This is a genomic window from Bradyrhizobium hereditatis (assembly GCF_020329435.1).
In the GTDB taxonomy this organism is placed as follows: Bacteria; Pseudomonadota; Alphaproteobacteria; order Rhizobiales; family Xanthobacteraceae; genus Bradyrhizobium; species Bradyrhizobium hereditatis.
Genome location: NZ_JAGKJK010000005.1, coordinates 393,729 through 408,736, shown reverse-complemented (window position 1 = coordinate 408,736; position 15,008 = coordinate 393,729). Strand labels below are relative to the sequence as shown.

At 62.1% G+C, this 15,008-nt stretch carries 18 protein-coding genes; 7 read left to right on the top strand and 11 right to left on the bottom strand.

Translation table 11 applies throughout. The annotated features are described in order from the left end of the window. Positions 1-123: 123 nt before the first annotated feature. The 4 genes from thrC (at position 124) to J6524_RS14665 (ending at position 4,256) form a co-directional block, all read left to right on the top strand. Complete coding sequence (gene thrC, locus J6524_RS14680) at positions 124-1,542, top strand: threonine synthase (RefSeq protein ID WP_225671588.1); 1,419 nt, start codon at positions 124-126, stop codon at positions 1,540-1,542. Then, on the top strand, positions 1,539-2,828 hold the full coding sequence (locus J6524_RS14675) for a M16 family metallopeptidase (protein ID WP_225671586.1): 1,290 nt from the start codon (positions 1,539-1,541) through the stop codon (positions 2,826-2,828). Before thrC ends, J6524_RS14675 begins: the two co-directional genes overlap by 4 nt. A 100-nt stretch (positions 2,829-2,928) precedes the next feature. Next, positions 2,929-3,516 carry a GNAT family N-acetyltransferase gene (locus J6524_RS14670; protein ID WP_225671584.1) on the top strand — a complete coding sequence of 196 codons (588 nt, stop codon included), beginning with the start codon at positions 2,929-2,931 and terminating at the stop codon, positions 3,514-3,516. A gap of 104 nt (positions 3,517-3,620) precedes the next feature. Continuing rightward, the gene (locus tag J6524_RS14665) at positions 3,621-4,256 is read left to right on the top strand and encodes a hypothetical protein (RefSeq protein WP_376712023.1); all 636 of its coding nucleotides are present in this window, start codon (positions 3,621-3,623) and stop codon (positions 4,254-4,256) included. A gap of 65 nt (positions 4,257-4,321) precedes the next feature. Here J6524_RS14665 and J6524_RS14660 read toward each other — a convergent pair whose 3' ends face one another. The 5 genes from J6524_RS14660 to J6524_RS14640 all read right to left on the bottom strand — a co-directional run bounded on the left by J6524_RS14660 (position 4,322) and on the right by J6524_RS14640 (position 6,900). Next, positions 4,322-4,807 (bottom strand): F0F1 ATP synthase subunit B family protein, encoded by a 486-nt coding sequence (locus tag J6524_RS14660; RefSeq protein ID WP_225671581.1) that lies wholly within the window; start codon positions 4,805-4,807, stop codon positions 4,322-4,324. 4 nt (positions 4,808-4,811) lie between these two features. Further along, positions 4,812-5,360 carry a F0F1 ATP synthase subunit B family protein gene (locus J6524_RS14655; RefSeq protein WP_225671579.1) on the bottom strand — a complete coding sequence of 183 codons (549 nt, stop codon included), beginning with the start codon at positions 5,358-5,360 and terminating at the stop codon, positions 4,812-4,814. 57 nt (positions 5,361-5,417) lie between these two features. Beyond that, positions 5,418-5,648 (bottom strand): F0F1 ATP synthase subunit C, encoded by a 231-nt coding sequence (locus tag J6524_RS14650; RefSeq protein WP_016847054.1) that lies wholly within the window; start codon positions 5,646-5,648, stop codon positions 5,418-5,420. 56 nt (positions 5,649-5,704) lie between these two features. Next, a complete protein-coding gene (locus tag J6524_RS14645) occupies positions 5,705-6,460 on the bottom strand; it encodes a F0F1 ATP synthase subunit A (protein ID WP_225671577.1) in 756 nt (251 codons plus the stop codon). A gap of 68 nt (positions 6,461-6,528) precedes the next feature. Then, complete coding sequence (locus J6524_RS14640; RefSeq protein WP_225671833.1) at positions 6,529-6,900, bottom strand: AtpZ/AtpI family protein; 372 nt, start codon at positions 6,898-6,900, stop codon at positions 6,529-6,531. Positions 6,901-7,174: 274 nt separating this feature from the next. Here J6524_RS14640 and J6524_RS14635 point away from each other — a divergent pair, with 274 nt between their 5' ends. The 3 genes from J6524_RS14635 to J6524_RS14625 all read left to right on the top strand — a co-directional run bounded on the left by J6524_RS14635 (position 7,175) and on the right by J6524_RS14625 (position 9,054). Continuing rightward, positions 7,175-7,810, top strand: a complete 636-nt coding sequence (locus tag J6524_RS14635; protein ID WP_225671575.1) for a 2-hydroxychromene-2-carboxylate isomerase — start codon at positions 7,175-7,177, stop codon at positions 7,808-7,810. 69 nt (positions 7,811-7,879) lie between these two features. Beyond that, positions 7,880-8,395, top strand: coding sequence for a hypothetical protein (locus J6524_RS14630; protein WP_376712022.1), 516 nt, complete (start codon positions 7,880-7,882; stop codon positions 8,393-8,395). Between the two features lie 185 nt (positions 8,396-8,580). Further along, positions 8,581-9,054, top strand: coding sequence for a secondary thiamine-phosphate synthase enzyme YjbQ (locus J6524_RS14625; RefSeq protein WP_225671572.1), 474 nt, complete (start codon positions 8,581-8,583; stop codon positions 9,052-9,054). A gap of 205 nt (positions 9,055-9,259) precedes the next feature. On the opposite strand, the gene J6524_RS14620 is transcribed toward J6524_RS14625, so the two are convergent. From J6524_RS14620 to J6524_RS14595, 6 genes are all read right to left on the bottom strand, one after another. Beyond that, positions 9,260-10,909 carry an MFS transporter gene (locus J6524_RS14620; protein WP_225671829.1) on the bottom strand — a complete coding sequence of 550 codons (1,650 nt, stop codon included), beginning with the start codon at positions 10,907-10,909 and terminating at the stop codon, positions 9,260-9,262. Positions 10,910-11,258: 349 nt separating this feature from the next. After that, positions 11,259-11,627 carry a hypothetical protein gene (locus tag J6524_RS14615; protein WP_225671570.1) on the bottom strand — a complete coding sequence of 123 codons (369 nt, stop codon included), beginning with the start codon at positions 11,625-11,627 and terminating at the stop codon, positions 11,259-11,261. 95 nt (positions 11,628-11,722) lie between these two features. After that, positions 11,723-12,046 carry a hypothetical protein gene (locus J6524_RS14610; protein WP_225671567.1) on the bottom strand — a complete coding sequence of 108 codons (324 nt, stop codon included), beginning with the start codon at positions 12,044-12,046 and terminating at the stop codon, positions 11,723-11,725. Beyond that, positions 12,043-12,363 (bottom strand): hypothetical protein, encoded by a 321-nt coding sequence (locus tag J6524_RS14605; RefSeq protein WP_225671565.1) that lies wholly within the window; start codon positions 12,361-12,363, stop codon positions 12,043-12,045. The genes J6524_RS14610 and J6524_RS14605 overlap by 4 nt, the downstream gene beginning before the upstream one ends. Before the next feature lie 167 nt (positions 12,364-12,530). Next, on the bottom strand, positions 12,531-14,507 hold the full coding sequence (locus J6524_RS14600) for a sodium:solute symporter family protein (RefSeq protein WP_225671563.1): 1,977 nt from the start codon (positions 14,505-14,507) through the stop codon (positions 12,531-12,533). 13 nt (positions 14,508-14,520) lie between these two features. Further along, on the bottom strand, positions 14,521-14,799 hold the full coding sequence (locus J6524_RS14595) for a DUF4212 domain-containing protein (protein WP_225671561.1): 279 nt from the start codon (positions 14,797-14,799) through the stop codon (positions 14,521-14,523). Positions 14,800-15,008 lie beyond the last annotated feature (209 nt).

Sequence of the window (15,008 nt, the reverse complement as noted above, 5' to 3'; positions counted from 1 at the left end):
CACGAGCCATTTCCCCTTGGCCCAAAAACGCTTTATGGTGACCCCTCGCTTCGCGCTTAGCGAAATCTAATTCACGATAAAGATCAAAGGCTTGGCATAGGGCTAGCGCCTTTGGAGGGTGGTTTGACGCGCTATATTTCGACGCGGGGGGAGGCCCCCGTCCTGGGTTTTTGCGATGTGATGCTGACCGGGCTCGCCCGCGACGGCGGCCTCTACGTGCCTGAGGTCTGGCCGCAGCTCTCGCGCGAGACCATCGCCTCCTTTTTCGGCCGGCCCTATTGGGAGGTCGCGGTCGACGTGATCAAGCCGTTTGCGGCAGGCGAGATTTCCGACGCCGATCTCGGCCGCATGGCCAATGAAGCCTACGCGACATTCCGCCATCCGGCCGTGGTGCCGCTCGATCAGATCGGGCCAAATCAGTTCCTGCTGGAGCTGTTCCACGGCCCGACGTTGGCGTTCAAGGACGTCGCGATGCAGTTGATCTCGCGGCTAATGGATCACGTGCTGGCAAAGCGCGGTCAACGTACCACCATCGTCGTCGCAACCTCGGGCGATACCGGCGGCGCTGCGGTCGAAGCGTTTGCCGGGCTCGACAATGTCGATCTGGTCGTGCTGTTCCCGAACGGCCGCATCTCCGATGTGCAGCGGCGGATGATGACGACGACCGGCGCATCCAACGTGCATGCGCTGGCGATCGAAGGCACTTTCGATGACTGCCAGGCGATCCTGAAGGCGCTGTTCAATAATCATCGCTTTCGCGATGCGGTCGCGCTATCGGGCGTCAATTCGATCAACTGGGCGCGGATCGTCGCGCAGGTGGTCTACTACTTCACCTCGGCCGTGGCGCTCGGCGCGCCGACGCGCACCGTGGATTTCACCGTGCCGACCGGCAATTTTGGCGACATCTTCGCCGGCTACGTCGCCAAGAAGATGGGGCTGCCGGTGCGCTGGCTGCGCATTGCTTCCAATGTCAATGACATCCTGCCGCGCACGCTGAAGACCGGCATCTATGAAGTGCGCGAGGTTCACGCTTCTGCCTCACCCTCAATGGATATCCAGGTATCCTCGAATTTCGAGCGGCTGCTGTTCGAGGCGAGCCGCCGCGACGCCGATAGCGTGCGCCGGCTGATGGCTTCGCTGAAACAGTCCGGACGCTTCGTGCTGCCGGATGCCATGCTGGCCGCGATCCGCGAGGAGTTCGACGCCGGCCGCGCTGATGAAACCGAGACGTCGGCCGCGATCCGCGCCGCCTGGCGCGAGGCCGGGGACCTCGTCGATCCCCATACCGCGGTGGCGCTGGCGGTGGCTGATCGCGACACACCTGATTCGAAGATCCCCAACATCGTGCTGTCGACCGCACATCCGGCCAAATTCCCCGATGCGGTGGAAGCCGCGTGTGGCGTGCGGCCGCAACTGCCGGTCTGGCTCGACGGCCTCTTGACCAAATCCGAACACATCACGGTGATGAAAAACGATTCAGCCGAAGTGGAGCGATTCGTGCGCTCGGTGAGCAGAGCCGCGAAGCAGGGAGTTGCCGGATGAGCGTTGACGTAACCAAGCTGCCATCCGGCCTGACCATCGTCACCGACACCATGCCGCATCTGGAAACGGCCGCACTCGGCGTCTGGGCCGGCGTCGGCGGCCGCGACGAGAAGCCGAACGAGCATGGCATCTCGCATCTTCTGGAACACATGGCCTTCAAGGGCACCACCCGGCGCTCCTCGCGCGAGATCGTCGAGGAGATCGAGGCGGTCGGCGGCGATCTCAACGCCGGAACCTCGACCGAGACCACGGCCTATTACGCGCGGGTGATGAAGGCCGACGTGCCGCTCGCGCTCGACGTGCTCGCCGACATCCTGACCAATCCGTCCTTCGTGCCCGATGAGCTCGAGCGCGAGAAGAGTGTCATCGTGCAGGAAATCGGCGCGGCGCAGGATACGCCCGACGACGTCGTGTTCGAACACCTCAACGAGCTCTGCTTTCCGGACCAGCCGATGGGCCGCTCATTGCTCGGCACCGCCAAGACGCTGAAGACGTTCGACCGCGACATGCTGCGCGGCTATCTCGCGACGCATTACCGCGGGCCCGACATGGTGGTGGCCGCCGCCGGCGCGGTCGACCACAAGCGCGTGGTCGAGGAAGTCACGCAGAAATTTTCAAGCTTCGACGCCACCCCCGCGCCAAAGCCGCAACCGGCGATGTTCGGCAAGGGCGGCTCGCGCGTGGTGCATCGCGACCTCGAACAGGCGCATCTGACGCTGGCGCTCGAGGGTGTGCCGCAGACCGATCTTTCGCTGTTCTCGCTGCAGGTGTTCACCAACACGCTCGGCGGCGGAATGTCGTCGCGGCTGTTCCAGGAAGTGCGCGAGAAGCGCGGCCTGTGCTACTCGATCTACACCTTCCACGCGCCCTATACCGACACCGGCTTTTTCGGCCTCTATACCGGTACCGATCCCGGTGACGCGCCTGAAATGATGGAGGTGATCGTCGACGTCATCAACGATGCCGTCGAAACCCTGACCGAAGCCGAGGTCGCCCGCGCCAAGGCGCAGATGAAGGCAGGGCTGCTGATGGCGCTGGAAAGCTGCTCGTCGCGGGCCGAACAACTGGCCCGGCACGTCCTGGCCTATGGACGGCCGCTGACGGTGGAAGAGCTGGTCGCCAGGATCGACGCGGTCAACATCGAATCGACCTGCAACGCCGCCCGCGCGTTGCTGTCCCGCAGCCGGCCGGCTGTCGTCGCACTGGGCAGCGGCAGGGGTCTGGACACGGCGGTGTCTTTTGCGGAAGGATTGACGAGGTCGAAGGCAAAGTCGCTGCTACACTAGAGCATGATCCCGGACCCGGAGGGCCGCGTTAGCGCAAAGTGGCCGCCGGTTTTCCGCAAGGATCATGCTGCAATAGTTAGCGAGCGGGAGAGTTGAGGGCATGGCCCTGTTTCGTTTGCCATCCAGCGGACCGGCCGCGCTCATGCCGCGCGGCCACGGCCTGTTGCTGCGCGCGCCGCAAATGTCTGATTTCGTGCAATGGGCGCAACTCCGCGAGCAGAGCCGGGCCTATTTGACGCCATGGGAGCCGATCTGGCCGTCGGACGATCTCACCCGGGCCGGTTTCCGCCGCAGGCTGCGCCGCTACGCCGAGGATATCGCCGCCGACCGCTCCTATCCGTTCATCATCTTCCGCGAGTCCGACGGCGCCATGATCGGCGGCATCACACTCGCCAATGTCCGCCGCGGCATCGTGCAGGCCGGCACCATCGGCTACTGGGTCGGCGAGCCCCATGCCCATCGCGGCTACATGACGTCAGCGCTGCGGGTGCTGCTGCCGACGCTGTTCGGCGAGCTCAATCTGCACCGCATCGAGGCTGCCTGCATTCCCACCAACACGGCGTCGATCCGGGTGCTGGAGAAGTGCGGCTTCACCCGCGAGGGGCTGGCGCGGCGCTATCTCTGCATCAACGGCATCTGGCAGGATCACCTGCTGTTCGGCCTGCTGCATGAGGATTTCCGCGGCTGAACCACAGGTCCTTACGCCTTTTGGGTGCCTTGGGTTCGCCGCCATTGCCCTGCTATAACGCCGCCCGGAATAATGACGTGGGACGATGGGATTTGGGACGTCGCATGCATGACAATCGTTTGGCCAGGGTGATGGCCGTGGCAGCGGTCGCGGGAGGTCTCCTCTGCCTGTCCGTGGCGCCGACATCGGCGCAATCGCTGACCGATCGTTTCAAGAGCCTGTTTGGCGGCAAGTCGGAAGAGGAGCCGGCGCCCAATGCGGCGGCGGTTCCCCAGGACACGGGCGATCTGACCTGTCCGCCGGTCACTGTCAGGGCGGGCGCCTCCACTTACGCCGTCGCGGCGCCGGGCAAGCAGCCGGTTGGCAACGACCTGCGCTTTCAGGCGACGATCTCCAAGATGGCTCGCGAATGCAGCCTCAATGGCGGCGTGATCACGGCGCGGATCGGCATTCAGGGCCGCGTCATCGCAGGCCCCGCCGGCGCGCCGTCCGCGGTCCAGGTCCCGATCCGCGTCGCCGTGGTGCAGGGTGGCGTCTCCGAAAAGACCATCGCCACCAAGGCCTATCAGACCACGGTCAACATGACCGAAACCGGCAGCGAGCCGTTCACGCTGGTGGCCGAGGATCTCACCTATCCGGCGCCTCCTGGCGCCGTCGGCGACAGCTACATCTTCTACATCGGCTTCGACCCGCAGGCCTTGAAGCCCGAACGCCCCGGGCCGAAAAAGAAGAAGCAATAAGGAAACAGCCAATAAAAAAGCCGGCGCGATCATCTCGCACCGGCTTTTTTGTTGGTGGAAGCCGATCAGTTCAGCTTGGCGCGAACCTCGGCTATGCCCTTGGTAAGCAGGTCGTCGGCGACCGAGCCCTTGACCGACTGCGACAGGATGGTCGAGGCGGCTTCGACCGCAGCGTTGGCGGCGGCGGCGCGGACATCGGCCAGCGCCTGGGCTTCGGCGAGGGCGATCTTGCTCTCGGCGGTCTTGGTGCGGCGGGCGACGAAGTCTTCCATCTTGGCCTTGGCCTCGGTCGCGATGCGCTCGGCTTCGGCCTTGGCGTTGGCGATGATTTCCTCGGCCTCCCGCTCGGCGCTGGCGCGGCGGGTCTGGTACTCGCCGAGCAGCTTGGCGGCTTCTTCCTTGAGACGACGGGCGTCGTCAAGTTCAGCCTTGATGCGTTCGCCGCGATGGTCGAGCGCCGTCAGCACCGTCTTGTGGATGCCGAGATAGGCAAACAGCACCATCAGGATGACGAAGGCGATCGCGACCCAAGTTTCCGGTTCGGTGAACATCGGTCTATCCCTTCAACGAAGCATCGACGGCTTTGCTTACCATCTTCGCGTCGGGCAGCACGCCGGTAAGCCGCTGCACGATCGCGCCGGCGGCGTCGGCGGCGATGCCGCGGACGTTGCTCATCGCGGTTTCCCGCGTCGCCGCGATCTGCTTCTCGGCGGCGGCAAGTTTTGCGTTGAGCTGGTCTTCCAGCGCCTTGCGCTCGGCTTCCGCGGCCGCGTTCAGCTTCTCGCGGGTCTCGTTGCCGATCGCCTGCGCGCGGGCGCGGGCCGAAGCGAGTTCGGTCTCATACGCCTTCAGCGCCGCGTCCGACTCGTCCTTGAACTTCTGCGCCGCCGCAAGATCGCCCTCGATCGCGTTCTGACGTGCGTCGATCACGCTTTCGACGCGCGGCAGCGCAAAGCGGGACACGATCACATAGAGCGCGACGAACGCGATGGCGAGGGACACCAGCTGCGAGGCGAACGTGCTCGACTCGAACGGAGGAAATCCTCCGCCGTGTCCGCCGTCGGCCCCGGTGTGGGCGCCAGTACCATGACTTTTCTCAGCCACGGGGGGTCTCCTGTTGCTGTCAGCGCGCCGCCCGAAGGCGGCGCGAGTGGATGCAGCTCAGAGCGGAACGAACAGCAGCAGCAGCGCGATCAGCAGCGAGAAAATGCCGAGCGCTTCGGTCACGGCGAAGCCGAAGATCAGGTTGCCGAACTGTCCCTGGGCTGCGGAAGGATTGCGCACGGCAGCGGCAAGGTAGTTGCCGAAGATGATGCCCACGCCGACGCCTGCGCCGCCCATGCCGATGCATGCGATGCCCGCGCCGATAAGTTTTGCTGCTGCCGGTTCCATTTTCTAGAGCTCCTTGAGAGATAAGACAGGGTGTGGGTGGAAATTCCCCGGACCGCTTAGTGTCCCGGATGAATGGCGTCGTTGAGATAGATGCAGGTCAGGATCGCAAACACATAGGCCTGCAGGAACGCGACCAGCAGTTCGAGCGCGGTCAGCGCCACGGTGAGCGCCAGTGGCAGCACGCCGCCGATCCAGCCGATCGCGCCGAGCGAGACGCCGAGCATGGCGACGAAGCCTGCGAACACCTTCAGCGCGATGTGGCCGGCCAGCATGTTCGCGAACAGACGCACGCTGTGCGAAACCGGCCGCAGGAAGAACGACAGGATTTCGATGAACATGACCAGCGGCAGGATGTAGATCGGAACGCCGTGGGGAACGAAGATTTTGAAGAACTTGAGGCCGTTCTTGTAGAGGCCGTAGATCAGCACCGTGAAGAAGACCAGGAGCGCCAGCGCCGCGGTAACGATGATGTGGCTCGAAACCGTGAAGGTGTAGGGGATGATGCCGATCAGGTTCGAGATGCAGATGAACATGAACAGCGAGAAGATCAGCGGGAAGAACTTCATGCCTTCCGCGCCGGCGGTAGAGCGGATCGTCGAGGCGACGAACTCGTAGGAGATTTCCGCGATCGACTGCAGCCTTCCCGGAACGAGCTGCCGTCCCGACATGCCGCCGATCATCAGTAGCGAAATCACCGCTACCGAGAGGAACATGTAGAGCGACGAGTTGGTGAAGGCGATCGCGTGGTTGCCAATATGGCCGATCGTGAAGATGGGTTCGATATTGAACTGGTGGATCGGGTCGATTTTCATCCGCGCGGCTCTTTATCCACCGGCCTGGCCGGCATCGAATTTCAAATGTCGTGACTTTCCGTCGAAGCTCAGCGTCTGCGGGATGCTACGCCTGCAGACCTCACCACGTTGACCACGCCGGCAGTGAAGCCGAGTAGGAGAAACACGATGAGACCGAACGGCGATGTCGACAACAAACGGTCGAACCCCCAGCCAATCGCCGCCCCGACGACAACGCCCGCAACCAACTCCGAGGAAAGACGAAAACCCAGCGCCATCGCAGATGCTCTGGCTGCCCTGTCTCCGCTTTCAGTTCCGGGTTGATCAGTCCTGAGTTTCCGGCTGTCGCGAATTTCGGACAACCGTTGATCCAGACTTCCGAGCCTTGCGGAAAGCGCAGCTTCGTCGGAAGACGGCTGATCGCGATTTCCACTTGCGTTGTTGTTTTTGTCTTCGGCCATGCCCAAGACATTAAACGATGCCAACGGTGGATGGAAATTACGCCCGTCACCCTTGAAAGCCGCGCGGACCATACTTACCGCGCCTAATCAAGTCAAGATTGGGCCCTAACCAGTTAGTGCATTGATTTGATTGCATTTATTCCTGGGATGCCTGCGACACTGTGGACTGCCATCGCAGTGCAGCAGTTATTGTTGCAATGATCGATCTTGCGCCAGTTTGGGTGGTCTGTTGGGATGCTCGGAGCGAAGCGAAATCCTCGTTCCCGGAGGGCACATGCCGCGTCAGGTCGACTACTATTTTTCGATCCAATCGCCTTGGGCCTATATTGGACACCAGTCCTTTAGGAACCTGGTAAGTACTTACGATCTCAAGGTAAATCACAAGCCGGTAGTGCTGGTCGATCTGTTCTCGGAGACCGGTGGCCTGCCTTTGATGAAGCGCCATCCGGTACGGCAGCGCTACCGGATGGTCGAGCTGCAACGCTGGCGCGACAAGCGCGGGCTGAAATTTCACCTGCAGCCGACCTACTGGCCGTTCAACGCTCGTCTTGCGGACGGCGTGGTGATCGCGGCGCTGGAAGCCGGCCTTGATCCCGACCGATATCTGCGGCGGTGCTTTGCGGGCGTCTGGGAGGATCAGCTCAACCTCGCCGATCCCGCAACGATTGCGCAGCTCGCTGACGAATCGGGGCTGCCCGGCCAGCAACTGGTGGAGCGCTCCGGCTCGGAGGACATTACGGCAGCGTATGAGCAGAACCGGCAGGACGCGCTGGCAGCCGACGTGTTCGGCTCGCCGGTCTACGTGCTGGACAGCGAGGTGTTCTGGGGGCAGGACCGGCTCGAATTGCTGGAGGATGCGTTGAAGTCCGGTCGCGCTCCATATACTTCAAGAGTCCAGACTGCGCCTTGAAAGCGACGCGCCTTGAAAGCGCCCCGGCGGTCGAGGAAACCGAGCCTGTCCTGAGGCGGGAGCAAGCCCATGCGCACAGCAACATCGTCCTCGAAATTCTTGAAGCCCGTCGTCCTGGTCATCTGTCTCATCGGCGCGGGAGCCGCCATTGCGGGCATGCCGGAAGCCGAGAACGGCCGCTATACGCTGTCAACGACGGCCGATGGCGCGCTTCGCCTCGATACCCGCACCGGTGCGGTCTCCATGTGCAGCAATTCGGGTGCGGGCTGGGCCTGCTATGCCGTGCCGGACGAGCGCGCCGCGATGGATGCGGAGATCGGGCGCCTACAGGCCGAGAATGAAAAGCTCAAGGCAGAGCTCGCCGCGCGCGAGCCTACCGTCCCCGGCAAAATCGAAGAGGCGCTGCCAAAATCCGACTCGCTGAAGAAGAGCGAGCCGAAGGTGGCGGAGGGCGAGCGCAAGATCGAAATCCCGCTGCCGAGCGACCGCGACATGGATCGCATGATGACGTTTCTGGAGAAGGCTTGGCGGCGCCTGATCGAGATCGCCAACCGCTTGCAGCGGGACGTCAACGGCAAGATTTGACGGCGCGTCGCGCTCCAACCGCACGTCGTCCCTGCCTCCGTGCGCAATCGCGCACTCGGCGCAGGGACCCATACGCCGCGGCCTTTCGATTTTCTTCGATGAAAGTTGACACCATCTGCAACGACTGACGTTGGTGGTTATGGGTCCCTGCGTTCGCAGGGACGACGTGTTGAGAGATCGAATCTATGGTCGCACCCAAATCCATTTCCCGCAGCGCTCCCTCCACCGTTGCCGCCAGCACCATCGTCTCCTCGCTGCTGACCGTGGAGACATCAGGCACAGGCTTCACCGACCTCACCGCCGAAGTCGCGAAATTCCTGCGCGATGCCGCCGCGCGCGAAGGTGCGGTGATGCTGTTCATCCGCCATACCTCGGCGTCGCTGACGATCCAGGAAAATGCCGATCCGACCGTGCTCGTCGATTTGGCGACGGCGCTGAACCGGCTTGCGCCCGAAAACGCCGGCTGGCGCCATGACACCGAGGGGCCGGACGACATGCCCGCGCACATCAAGACTATGCTGACGGCGACCTCGCTGCAGGTCCCGGTGCTGCAGGGCACGCTCGCGCTGGGCACCTGGCAGGCGATCTATCTGACCGAGAACCGCGCGCGGCCGCACCGGCGCGAGATCGTGCTGCAGTTCGTGGGCAGCGTGGATTAACTCTGCACAAGCCCCTCATGGTGAGGAGCGCGAAGCGCGTCTCGAACCACGAGGCCCCGTCTGTGGCCTACATCCTTCGAGACGCCCGCTCAGCGGGCTCCTCAGGATGAGGGGTTTGAGCGGCATGACGCTGTAGAACTAAGCCGTTTCCCAAAAGCAAACCGGCCGCGGATCGCTCCGCGGCCGGTCCAAAGATTCTTGAAAGTTACTTCGTAATGTCGACGTCCTTGGTTTCCGGCAGGAAGAAGAAGCCGACCACCGCCGTAATCGAGGCGAAGATGATCGGATACCAGAGACCCGCGTAGATATCGCCGGTCGAGGCCACGATCGCGAACGAGGTCGCCGGCAGCAACCCGCCGAACCAGCCGTTGCCGATGTGATAGGGCAGCGACATCGAGGTGTAGCGGATCTTGGTCGGGAACAGTTCGACCAGCATCGCAGCGATTGGCCCGTACACCATGGTGACGAAGAGCACCAGTATGAACAGCAGCCCGATGATGGCGGCGACGTTCGGTTTGAAGATATCGAACGGGTGAGCCATCTTCACGATCTGGGCGTCGCCGGCCTTGGGGTAACCTGCGGCCTGCACCGCTGCCAGGACGGCCGGATTGGACGTCTTAGCGTCGGTGTAAGCTACGTCCTTTCCATTGACGACGACCTTCACGCCGGAGCCGGCAGCGCCATAGCTGGTCGAGTATTTGACCGACTGCTGTGCCAAGTAGGCGCGTACCGTATCGCATGGTGCGGAGAAGACGCGGGTGCCGACCGGATTGAACAGGTCACCGCAGCCCTTGGCGTCGGCCACCACTTCGACCTTCACGGATTCGATCGCCTTTTCCAGCGCCGGGTTGGCATTGGTGGTGATCATCCGGAAGATCGGGAAGAAGGTCAGCGCCGCGATCAGGCAGCCCGCCAGAATGATCGGCTTGCGGCCGATCTTGTCGGACAGCGCTCCGAACACGATGAAGAAGCCAGTGCCGAGCAGCAGCGACCATGCGATCAGGAGGTTGGCGGTATAGCCGTCGACCTTCAGGATCGATTGCATGAAGAACAGCGCGTAGAACTGGCCAGTGTACCAGACCACGCCCTGGCCCATCACGCCGCCGATCAAGGCGATTAGGACGAGTTTTGCATTGCTCCAGTTGGCGAAGGCCTCGGTCAACGGCGCCTTCGAGCCCTTGCCCTCGTCCTTCATCCTCTGGAACACGGGCGACTCGTTCAGGCGCAACCGGATCCAGACCGAGATGCCGAGCAGCACCACGGAGACGAGGAACGGAATGCGCCAGCCCCACTTGGCGAATTCGGCCTCGCCGAGCGCGGTGCGGGTGAACAGGATCACCAGCAGCGACAGGAACAGGCCGAGCGTTGCCGTGGTCTGGATGAACGAGGTGTAGTAGCCGCGCTTGCCCATCGGGGCATGTTCGGCCACGTAGGTCGCCGCGCCGCCATATTCACCGCCGAGCGCGAGGCCCTGTAACAGGCGCAGGCCGATCAGGATGATCGGCGCCGCAATGCCGATGGTCGCCGCGTTGGGCAATATGCCGACGATGAAGGTCGACAGGCCCATGATCAGAATGGTGACGAGGAAGGTGTACTTGCGGCCGACGATGTCGCCGACGCGGCCGAACACGATGGCGCCGAACGGACGAACGATGAAGCCCGCTGCGAACGCCAGCAGTGCGAAGATATCGCGCGTGGCCTGGTTGAACATCGGTTGATTTGTTGCGGGATCAATGACGCCGAAGAATTGCGCGCCGATCACGCTGGCAAGCGAGCCGAACAGGTAGAAGTCATACCATTCGAAGACGGTGCCGAGCGAGGATGCGAGAATGACGAAACGTTCGTCCTTCGTCATCCCTGCGGCCTTGCCGGACGTGGCAGTAACTGTCGACATTTCCGATTCGCTCCCCTTTTTTACGATCGCGCAAATGTGCGTTGCGTCAGATCACGCATTATGAATAGGGCTCACTACATGTTCGCGACGCTTGGCCCAATAGTACTTTCGGCTGGGCGTCGGGGCCTCTGCGCGAGCAGGCCGTGGCCGGCGCGTAATTCCAGACTGCGTAAACAGTAGGCAGCGCTGGTTCTTGGATTGTGAAAAGCCGTGGGCGTTCAGGCAGGTCGCTGCGCCCAGCCTGCATTTGGCCGGTCCGCCATGAGCGGTGATCCGACCGCGCCCGGCCCCGCCGTTGGCGAAGCTCAAACTAAAGTCCAATAAGAGAGAGGAAAAGCGCAATGCTCCACATCACAATGGAGATCTTCGCGGTCCAGAGCGCGAACAGCAGATAAGTCTCGCGCATGACCGTCGAAACTGTTCGCTGCGCGGAGGCCTGAGGTGGACGGCTCTCTTTGGGAAGGTAGAGCCACAACTCGGTCCGGCGGTGGTCCTTAGTCCGGGCCTCCCAAGCTTTCAAAACCAGAATCAGTGTCATCAATATGCTGAGAAAACCTCCCGCCTGGAAGGAGGAGCGTGGCAGGAAGGACAACCCGATCATAATGCAGAAGATCGCGAGCGAGGCGAAGCCGCAGGCGCGAAGCACTGTTTCGTAGGCGATACGGCGTATCTCTTCCACGATCCGCCACCCCGTCAATCAAGGTATATGCCGGTTCGAAACCGGGCCGCAGGGTAGCGGCAGCGCCGCCCGCGCTCAACACCGCGAAGTGGCCGTCACAGGCCGATCTTGAGAAAGTTACCGGCGGCCGGCAGCGCTAAAAGGGCGGTTCCCGCAAGCCAGATCCAGAGCGATGCGTCGCTAGATTCCGAGGCGCCGGTGACCCGCTCGTAGATCGCCGCCGGGATTCCTCCAAGAATGACGGTCGCGGTCGAAACCATCAGAGATGCGAACATCAGCGTCAGGGACAGGCTGCCAAACAGCAGCGGGCCGGCGAGCAACTGGACGTATAGCAGCGTGAAGATCAGCGCGAGCTGATTGAAGATGCCGTTGATCATGCCGAAGAACGCTATGCCGATGAAATAGAAATTGCGATTCATGACGCGGCTCCGCCAAGCCGGGGCGCGAGATTGAACAGCAGCAATGTGTAGTGAAACGCGACGCGCAGCCAGAACAGCCAGACGAAGCCGAACAGCCAAACCAGGACCGGCGGGGTTACCTTGGGCGTCACGATCGCAACGGCGGCGACGACGGGATCGGTGATCCGGCAGAAAAATCGCCAGATGTAATTCGGCGAATCTGCATCCACCATCAAACCCAGCAGGGCGCGGCCAAGCAACGTGTACATCAACACTGCAAGGATAAAATTGGGCAGGTGAAAGTACCAATACGCCGCGAGCGAGCTTGCGATATCCAAGAACGTTTCTCCTCGCGGCCTGGCGGTGTGACAGTCGGCCGATCATCGCAACCAGCCGCGCTCGACCAACAATGGCAAGAGCTCGATGTTCGGGCAAGCCGGATAAGCTGCCGCCAACAAAAGACGGGGCCCCTGGGGGCCCCGTCGATCGTCTGCAGTCAAAGAACCTAGGTAGTCTTCTCTTCGAGCACCGTCCTGCCGCGCGGCTTCCGGATTTCGTCGACGTAGGCCTGCATCTCCCGCGACGGCTCCTTGCCGAGCAGACTGACGACGACGATTGTCAAGAAGCCGAGTGGGGCTCCCAACAATCCGCAGGCGATGTTGTTGAGGTTGAACCACCCGACCTTGTTGGCCAGCGGGTGAGCCAATGTCGGGAAGCTTTCCATGGCATTGGGCAACGCCATGGCCTTCGCGATATCGACCACCGGAGCCCCTGTCACGGGGTTCAGCAGCGACGTCATGCCGAAGTACTTCACGCCTGCACCCGGGAAGTACCGGGTTGTCACGAGATAGAACAGGCACAACCCGAAGCCCGCAATAATGCCGCAGATGGCGCCGGCTGCCGTCGTCCGCTTCCACCAGACGCCCATCACGAGAGCCGGGAAGTTACCGGCCATCGCGAGCGAGAACGCCCAGCCGACCATGGCCAGGATGTCGCCCGGCTTGGTTGCGGCCGTCGCGGCTGCGACCACCGCAACGCCCACGAGGAGAGCGCGAGCCACCGTGAGCCGGCGAATGGTCGGAGCGTTCGGGTCGATCATCTTGTAGTAGATGTCGTGCGACAAGGCGTTGGCTATGGCGAGCAGCAGCCCGTCGGCGGTGGAGAGGGCGGCGGCGAGACCGCCGGCTGCGACCAGACCCGAGATCACATAGGGAAGTCCCGCGATCTCCGGGGTGGAGAGCACGATCACGTCCGTATTGATGACGAAGTCCTGCAGCCGGACGACGCCCGGGTGACCGGCGATGGCCTTGCACGCTGCGATAACCGCATCGATGCTGCTTGCGTCCTTGCCGCAGATCTGGATCAGCCCGAGTTCACCCCAACTGAACAACCAGGGGCGAATCGCTGACAGGTCGCGCCCGATGATGTTGGTGTAGACCTCCAGCTTGGAGAACGCGGCATAGGCCGGCGCCGAGAAGTACAATAGGAAGATAAAAAACAGCGACCAGGCGACCGACTGGCGTGCCTCACGCACCGACGGGGTGGTGAAGTAACGCATCAGAATGTGCGGCAACGAGGCTGTTCCGACCATCATGCACATGATGATCGCGAAGAAGTTGAGCGGGCTGTAGTTGATGAAGGGCTGGATGTGCGGTTTCAGCGCCGCGGGTGTCGCAAGACCCGTCGCCAACATTTGCTGCTCGCGCGCGGTAATATCCACGATCGCCTGCCCGTAGGTGAGTTCGGGGATCGGAATCCCGTACTTCATGGTGGACAGGATTACGATCGGCGTCAGATAGGCGATGATCAGCACGATGTATTGTGCGATCTGCGTCCAGGTCACCGCCCGCATGCCGCCCAGCATCGCGCACAGCAGGATGCCGACCAGGCCCGCAAAGACCGCAAGCTCGAACTGCATCCCGAGGAACCGCGAGGCGATAATCCCGGTGCCGTAGATCTGCGCGGTCACATAGGTGAAGGAGCAGGCGACGAGTACGATCACGCCGAGTGAGCGAGCGAAGTTGCCGCCGTACCGGAACGAGAGGAAGTCGGGTACGGTATAGGCGCCGAACTTGCGCAGATATGGCCCGATCAGGATCGACACCAGCACAAATCCGCCGGTCCATCCGAGCACCCATGCGAGACCGTCATAACCGAGCAGGAACAGAGTGCCGGCCATGCCGACGAAGGAAGCCGCGGACATCCAGTCGGCGCCGGTTGCCATGCCGTTGTAGAAGGCAGGCACGCGCCGTCCCGCGACATAATACTCGGAGACTTCCGCAGTTCGCGTCATCACCCCGATGATGGCGTAGACCGCAAGCGTGAAGAACACGAAGAAGTAGCCAAGGATCTTGTTTGGAACGCCAACCTGTTCGAGAAGCGCGAGCAGAATGATGAACGCCAGAAACCCGCCGGTGTAGGTCCCGTACATCCTGCCAAGATTTTTGATGAAATCCGAAGTGGCAGCGCCTTGCGTGGCCATGTCGATGCTCCCCTCAATCTTCCTCGGCAAAGCCAAATTCGCGATCGATCTTGTCCTGCTGTTTCGCGAACACGAACAGCATGACCACGAACGCGATGAGCGACCCTTGCGCCGCCATATAGAAGCCGAGCGGGAAGCCCAGAATCGGAATGACGATATTGTTGAGCGGCTTCACGAACATGTGGATGACGAAGCCGAAGAAGAACCAGATTCCGAGGTGCGTGAACATCAGGCGCGACGTCTTGCGCCAATGAGCCTCTTCATTCTGTTTGATGCTCGTAGAGTCAGGCATAGCTTGCATTCCTCCTTCAAAGCATGGGCCGGCGAAAAAGCGCCGGGATGAATGATCGAGGGGAATACAAATCCCTTCAGTGCGGCGTCCCCCCTATGCCGCTGCTCTATCGGTCTTTGTGCCGATTCTGGAGACAACGCAGGCTAACATTACGAGGGGTCAGGGCTCATAATACTTTCGGGGGTAATAATTGTTGCGCCTGCGAAATG